This is a genomic window from Sorangium sp. So ce693, from assembly GCF_051521375.1.
Taxonomy (GTDB): Bacteria; Myxococcota_A; Polyangia; order Polyangiales; family Polyangiaceae; genus Sorangium; species Sorangium atrum.
In genome coordinates this window covers 231,116-248,691 of sequence record NZ_CP150347.1, presented here as the reverse complement: position 1 = coordinate 248,691, position 17,576 = coordinate 231,116, and the positions used below count along the sequence as shown (strand labels likewise).

Annotated in this window: 13 protein-coding genes; 7 read left to right on the top strand and 6 right to left on the bottom strand. The window is 71.1% G+C overall.

The window, feature by feature from the left end; all coding sequences use genetic code 11:
- The first annotated feature begins 5 nt into the window (after positions 1-5).
- The 3 genes from WMF14_RS00960 to WMF14_RS00950 all read left to right on the top strand — a co-directional run bounded on the left by WMF14_RS00960 (position 6) and on the right by WMF14_RS00950 (position 5,640).
- Entirely contained in the window at positions 6-3,305 is a 3,300-nt protein-coding gene (locus tag WMF14_RS00960; protein ID WP_437798337.1) for a P-loop ATPase, Sll1717 family, read from the top strand.
- A gap of 85 nt (positions 3,306-3,390) precedes the next feature.
- Positions 3,391-4,146: a glutathione S-transferase N-terminal domain-containing protein gene (locus WMF14_RS00955; protein WP_437798336.1), complete on the top strand. Its 756-nt coding sequence runs from the start codon at positions 3,391-3,393 to the stop codon at positions 4,144-4,146.
- A 234-nt stretch (positions 4,147-4,380) separates the two neighbouring features.
- Positions 4,381-5,640: a PAS domain S-box protein gene (locus WMF14_RS00950; protein ID WP_437798335.1), complete on the top strand. Its 1,260-nt coding sequence runs from the start codon at positions 4,381-4,383 to the stop codon at positions 5,638-5,640.
- A gap of 88 nt (positions 5,641-5,728) precedes the next feature.
- Here the strand turns inward: WMF14_RS00950 and WMF14_RS00945 are convergent, their stop codons facing one another.
- Positions 5,729-6,382, bottom strand: coding sequence for a TetR/AcrR family transcriptional regulator (locus tag WMF14_RS00945; RefSeq protein WP_437804445.1), 654 nt, complete (start codon positions 6,380-6,382; stop codon positions 5,729-5,731).
- 136 nt (positions 6,383-6,518) lie between these two features.
- On the opposite strand from WMF14_RS00945, the gene WMF14_RS00940 reads away from it, so the two are divergent.
- Together WMF14_RS00940 and WMF14_RS00935 are read left to right on the top strand one after the other, a co-directional pair.
- Complete coding sequence (locus WMF14_RS00940) at positions 6,519-7,127, top strand: VOC family protein (protein WP_272097243.1); 609 nt, start codon at positions 6,519-6,521, stop codon at positions 7,125-7,127.
- 220 nt (positions 7,128-7,347) lie between these two features.
- Positions 7,348-7,773 (top strand): organic hydroperoxide resistance protein, encoded by a 426-nt coding sequence (locus tag WMF14_RS00935; protein WP_272097241.1) that lies wholly within the window; start codon positions 7,348-7,350, stop codon positions 7,771-7,773.
- On the opposite strand, the gene WMF14_RS00930 is transcribed toward WMF14_RS00935, so the two are convergent.
- The 3 genes from WMF14_RS00930 to WMF14_RS00920 form a co-directional block, all read right to left on the bottom strand.
- Positions 7,759-9,681 carry an ABC transporter ATP-binding protein gene (locus tag WMF14_RS00930; RefSeq protein ID WP_437798334.1) on the bottom strand — a complete coding sequence of 641 codons (1,923 nt, stop codon included), beginning with the start codon at positions 9,679-9,681 and terminating at the stop codon, positions 7,759-7,761. The two genes, WMF14_RS00935 and WMF14_RS00930, sit on opposite strands and share 15 nt — an antisense overlap.
- Positions 9,678-11,612, bottom strand: a complete 1,935-nt coding sequence (locus WMF14_RS00925) for an ABC transporter ATP-binding protein (RefSeq protein ID WP_437798333.1) — start codon at positions 11,610-11,612, stop codon at positions 9,678-9,680. The genes WMF14_RS00930 and WMF14_RS00925 overlap by 4 nt, the downstream gene beginning before the upstream one ends.
- 153 nt (positions 11,613-11,765) lie before the next feature.
- Positions 11,766-13,316: a hypothetical protein gene (locus WMF14_RS00920; RefSeq protein WP_437798332.1), complete on the bottom strand. Its 1,551-nt coding sequence runs from the start codon at positions 13,314-13,316 to the stop codon at positions 11,766-11,768.
- 681 nt (positions 13,317-13,997) lie between these two features.
- Here WMF14_RS00920 and WMF14_RS00915 point away from each other — a divergent pair.
- Positions 13,998-14,909, top strand: a complete 912-nt coding sequence (locus WMF14_RS00915) for a LysR family transcriptional regulator (RefSeq protein WP_437798331.1) — start codon at positions 13,998-14,000, stop codon at positions 14,907-14,909.
- A gap of 95 nt (positions 14,910-15,004) precedes the next feature.
- Here the strand turns inward: WMF14_RS00915 and ilvE are convergent, their stop codons facing one another.
- Positions 15,005-15,895, bottom strand: coding sequence for a branched-chain-amino-acid transaminase (gene ilvE, locus WMF14_RS00910; protein ID WP_437798330.1), 891 nt, complete (start codon positions 15,893-15,895; stop codon positions 15,005-15,007).
- 5 nt (positions 15,896-15,900) lie between these two features.
- Entirely contained in the window at positions 15,901-16,614 is a 714-nt protein-coding gene (locus WMF14_RS00905; RefSeq protein WP_272097235.1) for an IclR family transcriptional regulator, read from the bottom strand.
- 246 nt (positions 16,615-16,860) lie between these two features.
- Between WMF14_RS00905 and WMF14_RS00900 the strand changes: the two genes are divergently transcribed.
- Positions 16,861-17,562: an alpha/beta hydrolase gene (locus WMF14_RS00900; RefSeq protein ID WP_437798329.1), complete on the top strand. Its 702-nt coding sequence runs from the start codon at positions 16,861-16,863 to the stop codon at positions 17,560-17,562.
- The last annotated feature ends 14 nt before the right edge of the window (positions 17,563-17,576 follow it).

Sequence of the window (17,576 nt, the reverse complement as noted above, 5' to 3'; positions counted from 1 at the left end):
GCGACATGTCGGATGAGAGTGCCCACCGTCCGCACCAGCCCACGAAGGCATCCGCTCGCGGGAGCGACTCGACCGGGGCCAGGGGCGTTGGCCCGGGGGATGTCGTCGGCCAGCACTTTCGGATCGACGAGCTCCTGAAGAAGGGAGGCATGGGCCGGGTCTACCGGGCAACCGATCTTCGCCTCGGCGAGCCGGTCGCGCTCAAGCTGATGGATCCGGCGATCGTCGGCACGGAGAGGGCGCGCGCCCGCTTCTTCCGCGAGGCGCAGACAGCGGCGAGGCTGCGGAGCAAGAACGTCGTGCAGCTCCTCGACTTCAACGTCGATGCAGCCACGCAGGTGCCCTACATCGCCATGGAGCTCCTTCGCGGCGAGGACCTGGCCCAGCGGATCGCCCGCGGGCCGCTCTCCTATGAAGGGACGACGGCGATCCTCGGCGATGTCTGCAGCGCCATCGCCAAGGCCCACCGCATGGAGATCATCCATCGCGACATCAAGCCGGCCAACGTCTTCCTCGTCGAGGACGACGATGGCCCTCTCTGCAAGGTCCTCGACTTCGGGATCGTCAAGCTGGGTGACCTCGGGCTCGACCCCCAAGGATCCCCGCAGACGGACGCCGGCGCCACCCTGGGCACGGTGAGCTACATGAGCCCGGAGCAGATCGCCGACGCCCGTGGGGTCGACCTCCGCGCGGACCTGTGGTCGATCGGCGTGATCGCCTACGAGTGCATGACCGGGCAACGGCCCTTCCGCGGCGAGTCGCTCTTCGAGCTCGTCCACAAGATCTGCTTCGATGTCCCGGTCCCGCCGTCGCGGCTGGCGGACGTCCCGAGCGGCTTTGACGCCTGGTTCGCCCGCGCGACCCACCGCGACCTCGACCGCCGGTTCACCTCCGCCCGCGAGCTCCTCGAGGCGCTCCGGGCGCTCGCCGGGCGCCCGCCGGATCCGCCCCCGCCCCGGCCCTCCGGCGGGCCGCCCGAGCCCCCCGTCAACCAGAGCTGGGCCTCGGACGCCAACCAGATCGACATCGGCGCCCTCAAGGACCTGACCTTCAAGAACGCCGTGGTCCGCGAGTTCCTCGACAGCGCCAACAAGCACTTTGTCTCGGGGAGCAAGGGGCTCGGCAAGACCCTCCTCCTCACGTACAAGCGCTCGGTCCTCAGCGAGATCTACCTGGCGGCGACCGGCCGCGAGCGCCGCCACGCCGCCGTGCAGTTCATCCCGGAGGGGCGGCCGTACCTCGATCTGATGGGCGATCTGCCCAGCGTCGATCAGACCCGGACCGACCTCATGTCGGGTCTCCACGAGTGCAAGCGGCTCTGGAGCTTCAGCTTCCGCATGTCGATCGTCTCCTACCAGTCCGCGGCCGCCGGCGCCGCCGATCCCGTGGATCTGGCGCCGCTCCCCCGGAGCCTGCGCGGGCTCCTGGAGGGCCGGCCGGTCGAGCCGACCATCGTGCTGAAGGAGCTGCTCTCGCTGACCGTTCGCCAGATCAACCAGGTGGTCGACGCGATGGAGCGCCCGCTCGAGCGGCGGCTCCGCTCGCTCCACAGCGGCGTCTACATCTTCATCGACAAGCTCGATCAGGCGCTCCGGCGGCTCCCGCGGGCCGCGTGGATCCACATGCAAGCGGGGATGATCGAGGCCGCGTGGGATCTGATGAACGCCAACAGGCACGTGAAGATCTTCGCCACCATCCGCGAGGAGGCGTTCTCCGCCTACGAGTCCGACATCAAGACCAACCTCTACGGCGCGACGTCGACGCTCCGCTACGCCAAGCACGAGCTCTTCGAGCTGCTCGAGAAGCTCACGTACTATTACGAGCGGCTGCCGCTCCGCGAGTTCATCCACCTCGACGTGGTGAGCGCGGGGCGCTCGGCCCGCGGCGAGTCGACCTTCGACTTCCTCCACCGCCACACCCTCGGGCGGCCGCGCGACCTCGTGATCCTCGCCTCGGAGATCTCGCGCAACCGAACGGCCCTCGACGAGCGGACCTTCACGCAGATCGTGCAGAGCACCAGCGCCGGTCTGCTCGTGGCCAACATCTTCGACGAGATGCGGGTCTTCCTCGAGGTGCTCTGTCACCGCGACAAGCGGGCTCGCTTCCTCGGCCTCCTGCCCTGCGACGTCCTCACCCACGACGAGGTGGTCGAGGTCTGGTGCAAGTTTCATGAGGTCGATCGCGCGTACTACGACGCCCACGGCCGGGACGCCGACGACGTCTACCACCCGTTCCGCGAGCTCTTCGAGTGCGGCCTCCTCGGGGTGCTCGGCGCCGATCCGAGGACCGAGCGCCAGGTCCAGCGCTTTCGCCAGCCGCACGACGCCGTGGTCGGCTCGCGCCACGAGCTGCCGCGCTCGCGGTATTACCTGATCCACCCTTCCCTGCGCGCGTTGATCGAGCCGCTCCCCGGCGGCGGCCCGTTCCACGCGATCCGCCACGTGGTCATCGGCCACGGGGAGCCCTGGCCGCGCCACTGGGACCTCGTTGTCGACGTCCAGCGCGAGCTCTTCCGGCGCCCGGACGCCGACGAGGAGATCGCCGGGGAGGTGTTCTCCCTCCTCGACCGCCTCTCGACGGAGGTCGCCGACGGCGAGGGCCCTGAGGCCGCGCGGCGGGCGATCGCCGCCTCCCCCACCTTCGCCCGCCTCAGCGCGCACCTCGAGCGGATCCACTGGGACGATCTCCACCTCACGCTCCTCGAGCTCTTCCCCGACGAGCGGCGGGAGGAAACGGAGCCGACCGACCGGGTGGAGGTGGCGATGCTGCTCATCGACATCGTCCGGTCGACCCACATGATCCGCAGCATCGGCGACACTGGCTTCGTCGACCACCTTCACCGGCTCCGCGGCTCCCTCCGAGGGGCGACGAATCCGCGCCTGCTGAAGGGGACCGGCGATGGGTACCTCGCGGTCTATCCCACGGTGGCCCGCGCCGTCGACGCGGCCCGCATGCTCCGTCGCACCATCGACGACCCTGCCCAGCTGCGCCTCGTCGTCCACTGGGGCTGGGTGCGAATGAGCGATCACGACGTCATCGGCAGGGAGGTCCACCGGCTCTTCCGGATCGAGGCGGTCACCGAGGAAGATCGCATGGACGAGCCGGGCTCCGGGCTCGGCCTGCCGCGCCCCGGCCGCGTGACGCTCTCGCGCTCCGCGGCCGCCGCGCTCCCCGACCCGTCGCGCGCGGACTTCCGCCGAGCGGGCGCGTTCCGGCTCAAGGGGTTCGACGATCCCGAGTCGATCTGGGTGGAGATCGACGAGGTCGACGAGGTCGACGCCTGCCCGGGAGATCGCGCGCGGTGAGCCCGAGGGCCGACCGGCGCGCCGCGTCCTCCGCCCGCAAGCGCTCGGCCGGAGGCGCGCGCCAGTGTGGTAGTCTGCCGGCGACATGACCGAGCTACTTGGCCTCGTTTTCTCGCCGTGGACCGAGAAGGCCCGCTGGGCCCTCGACGTCCGGCGCGTCCCCTACACCTTCCGGCACTACCTGCCGCTCGTCGGTGAGCCGGCGCTCCGGGTGAAGCTCCGGCGGCTCACAGGCCGTGTCTCGGTGCCTGTGCTCACCACCGACGACGGGCGCGTGCTCGGGGACTCGGCCGACATCGCGCGCTGGGCGGACGGGCGCGGCGCGGGACCGACCCTGTTCCCCGTCGAGCACGAGGCCGACATCGCGCGGCTCATCGATCTATCGGAGCGCGGCCTCGCCGCCGGGCGCGCCCGTGCGCTGAGGCGCATGCTGGCCGACGACGAGGCGCTCGCCGAGATGGCGCCGAGGCCGATCCGCCGCGCGCTCCGCCCCCTCGCCTCGCGGCTGGGAGCGCTGGGCGTCGCCCGCACCCTCCGCAAGTACGAAGGCGACAAAGCCGACGGCGAGGCGCACCGGCAAACGCAGGTCGCCGTGCTGGAGGAGATCCGCGAGACGCTCGCGCGGGCGGCGCCGTCCGGAGACGCGCCGCCGACGCTCCTCGGCCGCTTCACATTTGCGGATATCGCCGTGAGCCAGGTCCTCGTGAACGTGGCGCCGCCCGCCCAGCTGAAGCTCGGCGCCGCCAGCCGGCGGTGCTTCTCCGACCCCGACCTGCGCGATCGCTACGACGACCTGATCGCGTGGCGCGACCAGCTCTACAGCGCCTTCCGCGCGAGCTGACCGGCCGCGTCGGGCGAGCGCGGCATCTCGAGCGACGTGAAGCCCGGGGAAGCCAGCATGGCAATGTGTTTCATCAAGGGGCTCTCTCCTTCAGGCGTCGAGTGAGGCTGACCGGGAGCGCGGTCGCCCAGCGCGCACCCCTCGACCGTTGGCAGGCTCGTCCGCAGCGCTGGGCCTCGCGTCGCGCCATAGGCTCGATCGTGGACGCCGGATCTGATAGCGATGGAATTTACCATGAAACAAGCGTGGCAAACGGACGAGCTGGGCCGCTTCTTCGAGATGTCCGTGGATCTGATCGGCACCGCCGGTTTTGACGGGCATTTCAAGCGGGTTGGCCAGGCGTGGGAGCGCACGCTCGGGTTCTCGCGCGAAGAGCTCTTGTCGACGCCGTTCATCGACTTCGTGCACCCCGACGATCGAGAGCGCACGCTGGCCGAGTCGGCGCAGGTGTTCGGCGGCAGCGGCAGCGTGACGTTCACGAACCGCTACCGGTGTCGCGACGGCTCTTACCGATGGATCGAGTGGAACTCGTCGGTTCACCCGGAGGAGGAGCTCGTCTATTTCGTCGCTCGTGATATCACCGATCGCAAGCGCGCGGAGGAGTCGCTGATCGAGGCCGAGTCCCGGTTCCGGGCGGCGGTCGAAGGGAGCCTGGACGCCTTCTTCGTGCTCCGGAGCGCGCTCGACGAGGCCGGGACACTCGTGGATTTCGTGATCACCGACGCCAACCAGAGGGCCCTCGCGGGGATGTCGATGCCCCGCGAGGAGATCGTCGGCAAGCGGCTCAGCGAGCTTTCGCCCGCCGCGCGCCAGCAGCTGGACAAGTACGCGCGCGTCGCTCGGACCGGCGAGCGGCTCCTCGAGGAGGAGCTGAGCGACAGTCCATTGCACAAGGATCGGTGGTTCCAGCATCAGGTCATCCCGCTGAGCGACGGTGTCGCGATCACGATCAGGGACATCACGCCCTTCAAGCAGCTGGAGGCCGAGCTCAGGGAGGCGCTCCAGCGCCGGGCCATCCACGCGGAGGAGCTCGAGGAGAAGAACCGCCTTCTCGCGGCGGAGAACGCCGAGCGCGAGCGCGCCGAGGCGCTGATGCGGCAGCAGCAGGAGACGATGCGCGCCATGTCCACGCCCATCATCCAGGCGTGGGAGGGGGTCCTCGTGCTGCCGATCATCGGGACCGTGGAGACCGGGCGGGCGAATGACATCATGGAGCGGCTGCTCACCGAGATCGTGCGGACGAGCGCGCGCTTCGCCATCCTCGACCTGACCGGCGTGAGCGCGGTGGACGCCGCGACGGTGGCTCACCTCCTCGCCGTGGTGCGCGCGGCGAACCTCCTCGGCAGCAGCTGCCTCGTCTCGGGGATCTCGCCCGAGATCGCGCGGACGATGACGGAGCTCGGCGCGGCGGATGGCGGGTTCAAGACCTTCGGCGTGCTCCAGAGCGCCTTGCGTTACGCGCTCTCCCGCTGCAGCGCCGAGGGCCAGCGGTGAGCCGCCCGGGCGCGCGCATCGACGCGCGCTCGAGCTGACGTGAGGCGGCGGGGAGCGCCTCTGCGCCGCTCGACGGCTGTCGCGCCGCTCACCCGCGGCTGCGCGCCCGCTTGCCGTCCGCGGGCGCGAGCCATCGATCGAGCTCGTCCGAGACGAGGTGGAAGTCGAACGCTTCGGAGTCGATCCCGAGCTGGGTCATGGCGCCGATGATGAACGACGTGACCACGCGGGCCGCGGCGCGAGGATCCAGATCGGAGCGCAGCTGTCCGCCGCGCACGCCTTGCCGCACGAGGTGCTCGACAGCGAGGTTCCACTCCTTGTGGACGGCGCGGAGCGCCGCCTGCGCCGCCGGGTCGCGCTGCGCGCGCACGGAGAGCTCTTGCAGCACGGCCGCGAGGTGCGGATTGTCCTGGAAGGTGCGCCATGCGCTCTCGAGGTGCGCTCTCAGGATCGCGCGCGCGTCCGCCGGGCCCGCGGCGCCCTGGCCTGCCGGGCGTCGCTGCGCCTCCACGAACTTGTCTGTCACGTGCGTGACGATGGCCGCGAGGAGCTCGTCCTTCGTCCCGAAATAGTAGTGCAGCGTCGAGATATTGACCCCTGCGCGCGCCGCGATGTCGCGCGTCCGCAGCCCCTCGAGGCCCTTCTCGGCGATGAGCGTATACGCCGCCTCGAGCAGGTCGCGCCGCCGCGCTGCACCGAGCTCCGTGGACGAGGTCTTGCCGCCCGCGGCGGCGCTTCTCATCTTCGCCAAGCCCGCGCAAAGCTACAGGTTTCCTCCGGTCCCAGCAAGCGCCCGCGGCGCGCGCCTTGACCGTCCGGCCGCCGTCGCGTATTGTCAATCAACTGATTGATTGACTCCCATCGCATGGAGGAAATGCATGATGTCCTTGGAGCTCACCACCGCGCCGCTCGCCGCCCGGGTCCAGCGAAAGGCGATAGGCGTGGGGATGCGTCTGTTCTTCGCCTGGTCGCACCTTGCGTATCGCCTGCTTCCGCCGTGGGGCGGCAAGCTGCGCGCTGTCGATCACCTCACCGTGCCGTGCTCGGATCTCCGGGTGGCGGAGCGGTTCTATGTCGGGCTGCTCGGCGCGCGCCTGATGATGCGCGTCGACGTCCCGTTCCTCGAGCGGATGGGGCGGCCTGCGGACGAGATCGCGCGGGGGGTCCACCTCTCGGTCGTGTTCGCCGGGGGGCCGCGGCTCGACCTCTTCGAGTCGCCGATCGGGCAGCCGCCCCGCAAAGCGGATCATCCGCACTGCGCGCTCTGGGTCGCGCCCGGGAAGCTGCTTGCGTGGAAGGAGCGCTTGAACGCGGCCTCGGTGCCGACGTACGGCCCCACGCGGCTCGGACCGCCGGGCCAGGCGTCGCTCTATTTCAACGATCCATTCGGCAACCGCCTCGAGCTCGTCACGCTCGGCTTCACCGGGGAGATACCGGTCGGGGCGCCCGACCTCTCCGCGCTGGACTACACCTGGGCTGGTCCGTGAGCCGCCAGCGGACTGCAAGCGGACTGCGAGCCGATTACAAGCGGATGACGCCGCGCGGTCGATGCCTGGCGTGATTTCCGGGTGGCGTCTCCTCCCGCGGTTGCCCGGGAGGAAAGTGGGCACTATGGGAGCGTACCCGAACGGCGCTGCCCGGTCGGGCCGTGCCCGGCGGGGGCGAGCTGCCCGTGACCGAGCCCATCGCCACGAAAGGAATGCTCCAATGCCTGTTGACGTGAAGTACACGACGCAAGCCACGGCCCATGGCGGCCGCGATGGCCACGCTGCCACTGCCGACGGTGCTCTCAAGGTCAAGCTCTCGACGCCGAAGGAGCTCGGCGGCGCTGGCGGCGAGGGGAACAACCCGGAGCAGCTGTTCGCAGCGGGTTACGCGGCTTGCTTCCTGGGCGCCCTCAAGTTCGTGGCCGCGCAGGAGAAGGCCCGGATCCCGGCCGAGGCCACCGTGACGGCGAGCGTCGGCATCGGCCCGCGCTCCGAGGGCGGGTTTGGCCTCGACATCGGCCTTCGGATCGCGCTGCCGGGCCTGGAGCGGTCGCAAGCCGAGCAGCTGGTCGAGAAGGCGCACCAGGTTTGCCCCTACTCGAACGCCACGCGCAACAACGTCCCCGTCCGCCTAGAGGTCGCCTGACCGTCTGACGCCGCGCGCCCCCTCCACGGGCGCCGGCCCCTCGTGGACGAGCTCCCGGTGGAGCGCCGCAAACGCGCCTCCCCGCGCGAGCAGCTCGGCGTGTGTCCCCTGCTCGACGACCCGCCCGTGGTCGAGCACGACGACGCGATCGGCGTGCCGGATCGTGCTCAGCCGGTGGGCCACCACGAAGCTCGTCCGCCCCCGCAAGAGCCTCCCGAGCGCCGCCTGCAGCCGGGCCTCGGTGAGCGCGTCCACGGCGCTCGTCGCCTCGTCGAGCAGCACGATGCGCGGGTTGGCGACCATGGCGCGCAGGAAGCACACGATCTGCCGCTGCCCGAGCGACAGCGCCGTCCCGCGCTCGCCGACCTCGGTGCGCAGGCCGTCCGGCAGCGCGTCGAGCATGTCGAGCACGTCGAGGCCCCGCGCCGCGTCGCGGATCTCGGCGTCCGTCGCGGCGGGGTTGCCGAGGCGCACGTTGTCGAGCACCGTCCCGCTGAAGAGGAAGTTGCTCTGCAGCACCAGCCCGAGCTGCGCCCGCAGCGAGGCGGACGAGGTCGCCGCGAGATCGTGCCCGTCGACGGTGATCGACCCCGCCGTCGGCAGGTAGAGCTTCGCGAGCAGGTTCAGGATCGACGTCTTGCCGCTGCCCGTGTGCCCGACCAGCGCGATCATCTGCCCCGGCTCGGCAACGAGATCGACGCCGTGGAGCACCGGCTTGCCCGGATCGTAGGCGAAGTGGACCCCCTCGAACACGATCCGGCCGCGCACGGGGGGCAGCGCCGGGAGGCCGCGCTCGTCGGGCCAGTCGGGCGCCGTGTCGAGCACGCGGAAGAGCCGTTCGGCCCCCGCCATCGCCGTGAGGGCCTGGTTGTACTGGTTGCCCAGGACGGGGATCGGGTTGAACAGGAGGTTCGCGAGGAAGAAGAACTCCACGAGCACGCGCAGCTCGATCGCGCCGTGGAGGGCCTGATAGCCGCCGACGACCACGAGGACGGCCAGGAACAGCTGCCCGTTGAACTCGAGGAGCGGAAGGAACGCCGCCGAGTGGCGCGCCGCATCCATGTTGTAGCGGGAGTGGTCGAAGATCAGCGCGCGGAACAGCCCGCCGTTGATGTCCTGCCGCACGAAGCCCTGCGTCACGCGCACCCCCGTGACCGACTCGGCGAGCGTCGCGGTCACGCGGGTGAAGCTCTCCTGCGCGCGCTGGTGGGCTGCCCCGAGGCGCTTGTGGAAATAGACGATCAGCCCCCAGAAGACGGGGACCATCGCGACCACCACGAGGAAGAGCTGCCAGTGCGCGTGGGCCATCAGCGCCATCGCGACGGCCATGGTGCCGAGGTTCACCGTGCTCACGAACACGACGTCCTGCACCGCCACCCGGATCGCGTCGATGTCGGACGTCATGCGGCCGATGAGGCGCCCCACCTTCGTCTTCACGAAGAAGCGCATCGGCATGCGCAGGAGGTGCGCCTCCAGCCGATCGCGCATGTCGAACACCACCGCCTCGCCGAGCTCGAGCGCGAGCCGCGCGCGGTAGTGGAAGACGATCTCGGTGAAGAGGACGAGCGCCGCGAAGCCGAGGACGGCGAGCAGCGTCGCGCGCGCGTCGCGCCGGGCCACGGGGCCGCTGATGATGGCGCCGACCGCCCAGGTCAGGATCGGGAGCTGGATCGATCTCACCACCACGAGGGCGAAGAGCGCGTTCCGCTTGCGCGCGTACGGGCGGGTGAAGGCGAACACCCGCCGCACGAGCCCGAGATCGAGCGTGCGGTGGTGCTGGTCCCGCTCGTCGTCGAGCGCCACGCGCGCGAGGCCGAGGCGCACGTCGATCGGCGCCGCCTCGGCCGCGGAGCGGGCCGTTCCCGATGTCGTCGCGGGGCGGCTCGGCGCGTCGACTCCGCGGCTCACGCCGGGTCCTCGGCAGGGCGCGCGCCCGCGGCGGCGCGGCGCGAGGGGGTGTCGTCCGCCCGCGCCCCGGAGGCGTGGGCGTCGTGCAGCGCGAGGGCGCTCGCGTAGTGGCCGCGCCGCCGGAGCAGCTCCTCGTGGGTCCCCCGCTCGGCGATGCGGCCCCGATCGAGCACGATCACCTGGTGCGCGCGGCGGAGCAGGTGCGCCCTGTGCGTCGCCATGATCGTCGTCCGCCCCCGCGTCGCGCTGAGGATCGCGTCGAGGATCTCGCGCTCGGTGCTCGCGTCCACCGCCGCGGTCGGGTCGTCGAGCAGGAGCAGCGGCGGGTCGAGCAGCACCGCGCGCGCAATGGCCAGCCGCTGCCGCTGGCCGCCCGAGAGGTTGGCCGCCGCCTCGCCGAGCTCGGTGTCGTAGCCCTCGGGCAGCTCCCGGATGAACTCGTCGGCGCAGGCGACGGCCGCGGCGCGCTCGATCTGCTCGCGCGTCGCGTGCGGGGCGCCGAACGCGATGTTCGCCGCCACCGTGTTGCTGAAGAGGAAGTTGTCCTGAAAGACGACCCCCATGCGCCGACGGATGTGGTCGAGGTCGTGGCGCCGGAGGTCGACGCCGTCGAGGAGGACGCGCCCCGACGTCGGATCGTAGAAGCGCGGGATCAGGCTGAGCAGCGTGCTCTTGCCCGCGCCGGTCGGGCCGATCACGGCGACGAACTGCCCCGGCGCGACGTCGAGGTGGACGTCGTGGAGGACGGGCCGCTCCGGATCGTACCCGAACGTGACGCGCTCGAACACGAGGCGCCCCTCCACCCGGGCAGGGCGCGCCGGCGCCTCGGGGCTCGTGATCTCGACGGGGGTGTCGAGCACCTCGAAGACGCGCTTCGCCCCGATGAGGCTCTGCTGCGCGGTGTTGACGATCGTCGCCATGCTCGCGATCTGCCCCGAGAACTGCTGCAGGATGCCGGCGAACACCACGAGCTGCCCGAGCGTCATCCGGTCGCGCGTGACGAGCAGCCCGCCCATGCCGAGCAGGATGACGAGGTTGATCTGCCCGAGCAGATCGATGGTCGGGCTGAGCACGCTGACCGTCCGGAAGGTCTCCTGCTGCTGCTCGCGCACCTCGCGGCTGCGCTCGTCGAAGCGGCGATGGGCCTCGCGCTCTCGCCCGAGCCCCTTGATGACCTGGATGCCCTGCAGCCCCTCCGTGAAGCTCAGGACCATGCGGTCCACGAGCTCCCGGTTGCGCAGGTAGGCGGGCTGCGCCCACCGGGCGAAGAGCGTGCTCGTGATCCAGAGGAGCGGCGTCGGGGCGAGGCACGCGAGCGTGAGGAGGGCGTGCGCGCGGAGCATGTACGCGACGTACACGCCGAGCGACAGGACCATGATGACGCTCGGGAGCAGCACCCCGTCCACGAAGGAGCGCACGAGCTGCACGTCGCCGGTGACGCGGTTGATGAGCGAGCCGCTCTTGTTGGCGTCGAAGAACCGGAAGCTCAGCCGCTGGAGCTTGTCGTACACCCGCGCCCGGAGATCCGGGACGATCTCCATGTGGACGAGGTGGCCCACCGAGAGCGCGTAGCCGTAGTTGATCACCGCGCGCGCGGCCGCCATCGCGAGGATGGCGGCGCCGATCGAGAGGACCGCGCGCATGGGCTCACGCTCGGCGTCGACCAGCCGGCCGAGGCCGGCCGGCAGCTCGGGGAGGCGGTTCGACGGATCGAGCCGATGGCGGAGGATGTCGATGGCGAGGCCGGTCAGGCCGAGCCCAGCGAGCCCCAGCGAGAGCAGGACGATCTGGTAGCCGAGGACACGGAGGACGCGCCCGCGGTACGCCCAGCTCAGCCCGAGGAGCCGCAGCAGGAGAGAGCCGCCCCCGCGGGAGCGCCCTGTTTCAGGCGAAGCGAGAGAACCGACATCAGGACGTGAACCGGACAACATCAGCGCAGGGCACCTGGCATACCGGCCATGCCGGGGCCCGTAAGCTACCGATTTGTGCGGCGTTCGCCAGCCGCGGGGACACGAACCCGGGGCGCCGCCCGCGTGTCGCCTGGACCGCTGGGTCAGCGCCCTGACAGGGCTCCTGGCGCTCCGCTAGTACATCAGGTTGCCCTTGCCGAGCTGGAAGTTGATGTTCGATCCGAACTGATCGCGCGCGTTCTGGACGCGCGAGATCGCGTTCGAGATCCGGCCCTGGCGCTGCGACCAGGTCGCCGCCGAGAGGCCCGCCGCGATCTCGGTCTTCGCCAGCTGGAGGCGATCCGTGGAGACGGGGTGCAGCGGCGTGCCGCCGGCGTCGAGGACCTCCAGCGCGTCGTCGATCTCGGCCTCGGCCAGCTCCATCAGGCGCCTCTGGATGTCGGCGCGCGTGTCGTGGAACTGCTGGACGAGCACCTGGGCGGCGTTCAGGCGCTGCTTCGCGATGTCGAGGTTGAACGCCGCGTTCAGCACGCGGAGGAACCGCCCGATCTTGGTGATGTCGGTGTCGGGGAACTGGATGGGGCTGCCGAACCGCGCCTCGAGCTCCAGGCCGGCCGGCGAGTCCTTGAAGAAGTTCGACAGGTAGAACGCCACCGCGCCCTCGATCTGGTTCCCGAAGGCGTTCGTGTGGAAGAACGGCGGCGTGTCCACGGCCTCGATGAGGGGCGGGGTGCTGAACGTGCCGTCGCCGAACCCGTTGAGAAAGCCGATGTCCAGGACATCGATGTTGGGCGAGGCCAGCCCGCTGCCGCCGAAGCCGCCGTCGAACGCGCCGATGGTGCCGGTCGCGGGGGCCTTCCGGGTGCCCGTGTCCAGGTTGCGGTTGCGCCCCGTGTCCAGGTGGTTCGCGCCCGCGTTCGCGTGGCACACGTTGCAGCGGCCCCGCGCCGGGTCGAGGAACGCCTGCCGCCCCTCGTTCGCCTCGGGATCGGCGAGGTTCACCTGCGTGAGGTTGAGCTCGTTCGTCCGGCCCAGGCTCATCTGGAAGGCGAGCGTCAGATCGAGCTCCTGCGCCGTCGGGAGCCGGAAGGCCACCCCCGGCACGCGGCCGAGATCCGTCGGGTAGTGCTGCGTGATCGCCCCGGTGAGGAACTCGCGCAGCGAGCCGGTGCCCGGGGCGCCGTCGCCCGACCAGCCCGTGCGATGGACCGGCGGGCTCGCTATCCCGTCCACCGGATCCGGCGTGATGCTCGTCGCCAGCGAGAGCGTGTGGGGGACGGCGCGCATCGAGAACTTGTTGTCGAGATCGTCGAAGCCATCGATGTTCTCGCGGATCAGGCCGAGCGTCTTCAGCTCGGGCGTCTCGAGATCGGTCAGATCCGGGTCCTGCTCGAAGACGAACAGCGGGTCGAGGGGGTTGTCCTCGAGCAGAGCGTCGATGAAGGGGATGTCAATCGTGAAGTTGTTTCCGACAGGATGGCACGTCCCGCAGGAGCGGCCGTTGCCCTCGAAGGTCTCGCGAAAGAAGATATCGGCGCCCGCGCAGATCTCCCTCGTGACGAGCCCGGCGATCACGCGAGGATCCTGGTCGCAAGCCGCGAGCCGCTGCTGAGCCGTGAGCGCGCTCGACGCGGCGCCGAGGGGCTCTACCTCGCCCTCGCCCTCCGGCGCGGAAGGGGCGCACGAGGCGAGGAGGGAAACAGAGACGATGGGAGCGAGGATCAAGGAACTCAATCTCGGACTTGGCATGACGCGCTCTCTTCCTGTTACTGTTGTTCGACACCGATTCCGAACCACGGTGTTCATGGATGCGGCGCGCCGTCCGGCGGCAGCGCCGAGGAAACACAGGTGAAACCGACCTGGCGCTACGATGACGGCCGGCGGCCGACGCGGCGCCGGCGCCGCGGGCGAGATGGCCGATCCAGGCCATCCGCGCGGCGTTGGAGGCACGCCGGAGGCTCGAGGCCCGGTCCTCGCGCGCTCCATGCGACAAGCGCGCTCGGGCCGCTCCGCCTCGATACGACCCCCTACGGGGATCGCGCCACAGGCGATCTCAGGCGGCGATTACTTAGCGGACCGGACCAGACATGGCAACGTTCACAAACGTTCGCAGCACAAATCTGACTTCCTAACGAACCTTTACAAGCAGGATCACGAGACGACATTCTCCGGCTGATCGGCCTGCGGCATCGCCGGGTATCGCCATGACGGCGGGCGGAGCGGGCGCGAGGAGGAGCCGTGTGCCCGGCTCCGCGGGCGTGCTCGGGAGATCGAAGCGGGACATGGGTGCGAAGACCGGCGGCATCCCCTCACCTCTCGCGGTGAGATCAGTGACCGTGCCGGTTCAATGGCCAACGTTTAGGTCGGCCGATGGCGCGCTTCCAACTCATTAGTAGCATGGGCCCCATGCATCCCGTGCATCTCGCTTCCATCGACTTGAACCTGCTCGTCGTCCTCGACGCCCTGCTGGCGGAGGGGAGCGTCACGCGCGCGGCGGCGCGCGTCGGGCTGAGCCAGTCGGCGATGAGCCACGCCCTCGGGCGCCTCCGCGTGTTGATCGACGATCCCGTCCTGGTGCGCACGCCGCGGGGGATGATCCCGACGCCGCGCGCGCAGGAGCTCATCGGCCCCATCCGCGAGGCCCTCGCCAAGATCGAGGCGACGGTCGCGCGCAGCCCTCGCTTCGAGCCCGCGACGGCGCGCCGCTCGTTCACCGTCGCCACGGTCGATTACGTGGAGCTCATCCTGCTGCCGCGGCTCGTGCAGAAGCTCGTCTCCGAGGCGCCCTTCATCGACCTCGTCGCGCGCCCCTACGACAGCGAGATGTGGAGCTCCATGGAGACCGGCAAGGTCGATCTCGCGATCGGCCTGCTCCCCACCTTGCCCGCGGGGTTTTACCGGCAAAGGCTCATCGAGGAGCGCTACATGTGCGTCGTGCGAAGGAACCACCCCGCGGTGCGGGGCAAGCTCACGCTCAAGACGTACACGAGCTTGCCGCACGCGCTCATCAGCCCGCGCGGCGAGGGGGGAGGCCGGGTCGACGAGGTCCTCGCCGAACGAGGGCTCTCACGCCGCGTGGCGCTGCAGATCCCGCACTTCCTGGTGGCGGCCCACATCGTGGCCCAGACCGACCTCGTCCTGACCGTGCCGGCGCGCATCGCGCGCGTGTTCGCGGAGATGGAGGAGCTGCACGTCATGAAGCCGCCCGTGGAGCTCGGCGGGTTCTCCGTGGATCAGGTGTGGCACGAGCGGCACACGAAGGACCCGGCGCACATCTGGCTGCGCGGCGTCTTCGCGGAGATCGCCCGCGACAGCTGACGCGCTCTCCCGCGCGGCGACCAGGTCTCGCGGGAGCGGTGGCGAGCCGACGTGCCGAGTGCCGAAAGTGTGAACCGGTTAATCCGCGCCTTCGTTCAACCCGGGCCGCCGGGCGCCGCGATGAACGGGGTGCCCTCGGTCTCGGCGAGCTGCCGGTGGAGCGAGGTCAGGCGGGCCGTGACGGGGCCGCGCTCGCCGCGGCCGATCGTGCGCCCGTCGAGGCTCCGGATGGCGATCACGCCGGCGCCGGTGCCCGTCAGGAACGCCTCGTCGGCGGCGAAGACGTCGAGCCGCCCGATCGAGCGCTCCACGACCGTGAGCCCGATGTCGCGCGCGAGCTCCATGACGGCCGCGCGGTTGATGCCCTCGAGGCAGCCGTCGGTGGCCGGCGGCGTCGCGAGCACGTCGCCGCGGAGCGCGAACACGTTGGCCACGGAGGCCTCGGCGATGTGGCCCCGCGCGTTCAGGAGCAGCGCGTCGTCGGCGCCGCGCTGCCTCGCCTCGAGCTTCGCGAGCGCGGAGCCGAGGTAGTTCAGGCTCTTGATCCGCATGTCGAGCGCGTCCGCGTTGGGCCTCCTGTGGCTCGACGTGATGAGCTCGAGGCCGCGCCGCCGCTGCTCGTCGTCGAAGAGGCGGATGGCCCCCACGATGCAGAAAAGCCCCGGCCGCTCGCAGGTCGTCGGGTCGACGCCGAGCGGGCCCACGCCGCGCGTCACAACGAGGCGCACGTAGGCCTCGGGCTGGCCGTGCGCGCGCGCGGTCTCCTCGACGATGGCGCGGAGCCCGTCGAGCGAGCGCGGGAGCGCGATGCCGAGCGCCCTCGCGCCGATCTCGAGCCGCGCGAGGTGGCGCTCGATCCGGAAGACGCGCCCCGCAGCGACGCGCATGCCCTCGAACACGCCGTCGCCGTAGAGCAACCCGTGGTCGGTCACGTTCACGGTCGCGTCCGCGGCGTCGACGATCCGCCCATCAATCCATGTCTTCATGCCGTTCACCTCCTGCCCTCGCCCTGGAGGGCGCGCGCGACCCGCTCGGCGGCGTCGCGTGTGTGACTCACCGCGGCGTCACGACGATCGCCGCGCAGGCTCTGGGCGGCCGCGGCGCAGGCGACGCAGCCGTGCAGGCCGCCTCGCGCGAGCACCGGGGCCGCGATGACGGTCAGCCCGTCGATCCACTCCCCCTCGTTGACGTCGTGGCCGCGCTTCGCCGCGCGCCGCGCGGCGCGGAGCGTGGCGGGGTCCGCGCCCGAGGCGCCCACGAGCTCCGGCGCGTGCGCGAGGTAGAGCCGGCCGCTCGCGGTGACGTCGACCGGAACCTCGGCCCCGACGGTGGGGGTCGCGCGAAGGAGCCCCGTGCCCTCCGCCTTGTCGAGCACGACGAGCCTGCCGGCGCGCGCGGCGACGAGGAAGAACGTCTCGCCGAAGGCGCGCGCCGCCCGCTCCAGCTCGGGCCTCGCGACGCGCGCGACCGCGTCGAGCCCCTGCGCCCCGAGACCGAGCCGGATGAGGCCGACGCCGAGCCGGTAGCGCCCCTCCCCGTCCTGCTCCACCAGCGCGTGCGCGGCGAGCGACGCGAGCAGCCGGTGCAGGGTCGCCTTCGGCATGCGGAGCCGCTCCGCGAGCTCCGAGAGCGAAGCGCTGCCACCCCCCTCGCGCAGCGCCTCGAGGGCGCGCACCGCCTTGTCGACCGTCCCGGATCGCTCCATGCCAGTTCCACTATTCGGAATTACGTTCCGATTAATGGTATACCTCCATCCCGCGCCGCGGTCGAGGGCGCGCCTCGGGTGCGGCGCGGCGCCGCGGGATTCCCGCGGCATGGCGGGCGGAGGCGCGCGGGGCCGGAGGAGGCGCTGGGGCAGCGGGCTCAGCGCTGGGGGCGACGCGCGCTGGTGTCGCTCGAGGGGGTCGGATAGCGTCCTTCCGTCCCGCCGTGAGCTGCGGAGGAGGAGCACATGCGGAAGATCTCATCGGTCGTACTCGTCCACGGCGCCTGGCACGGCCCGTCCTGCTGGTCCCAGGTCGCGTGTCGGCTGCTCGCCTGCGGGCTCGACGTCCGGGTGCCAGAGCTGCCGAGCGTCGGGCCCGCCGCCGGCGAGCCGGGGAGCCTCGCGGCGGACGCGGAGGCGGTGCGGGCGGCGCTGGCCGAGGCGCCAGGCGAGGCCGTCGTGGTCGCGCACTCCTATGGGGGATTGCCGGTCACGGAGGTGGCGGCCCGCGCGGGCAACGTCGCCCACCTCGTCTACCTGTGCGCGTTCATGCTCGGCCCGGGGGAATCCCTGCTCTCGGCGATCGGAGGCCAGGAGCCGCCGTGGTGGATCACCTCCACGGATGGCCGGACGATGATGCCCGACCGCGCGCGCGACATCTTCTACAACGACTGTAGCGACGAGGTCGCAGCCGCCGCGGCAACGGCGCTGCGGCCCCAGTCCAAGGCGTCCTTCACGGAGCCGCTGGGGGCCGCGGCCTGGCAGGAGCTGCCCTCCACGTACGTGATCTGCGAGCGCGACAACGCCATCCCGCTGTTCGCGCAGGAGGCGATGTCGCAGCGCGCGAGGGACGTGCGGCGCCTCGACGCAGGCCACTCACCGTTCCTGTCGCAGCCGGACGAGCTGGCCGCGCTCGTGCGCGACATCGTCGCGGCCGCAGGCGGCTGAGCCGACATCGGCGC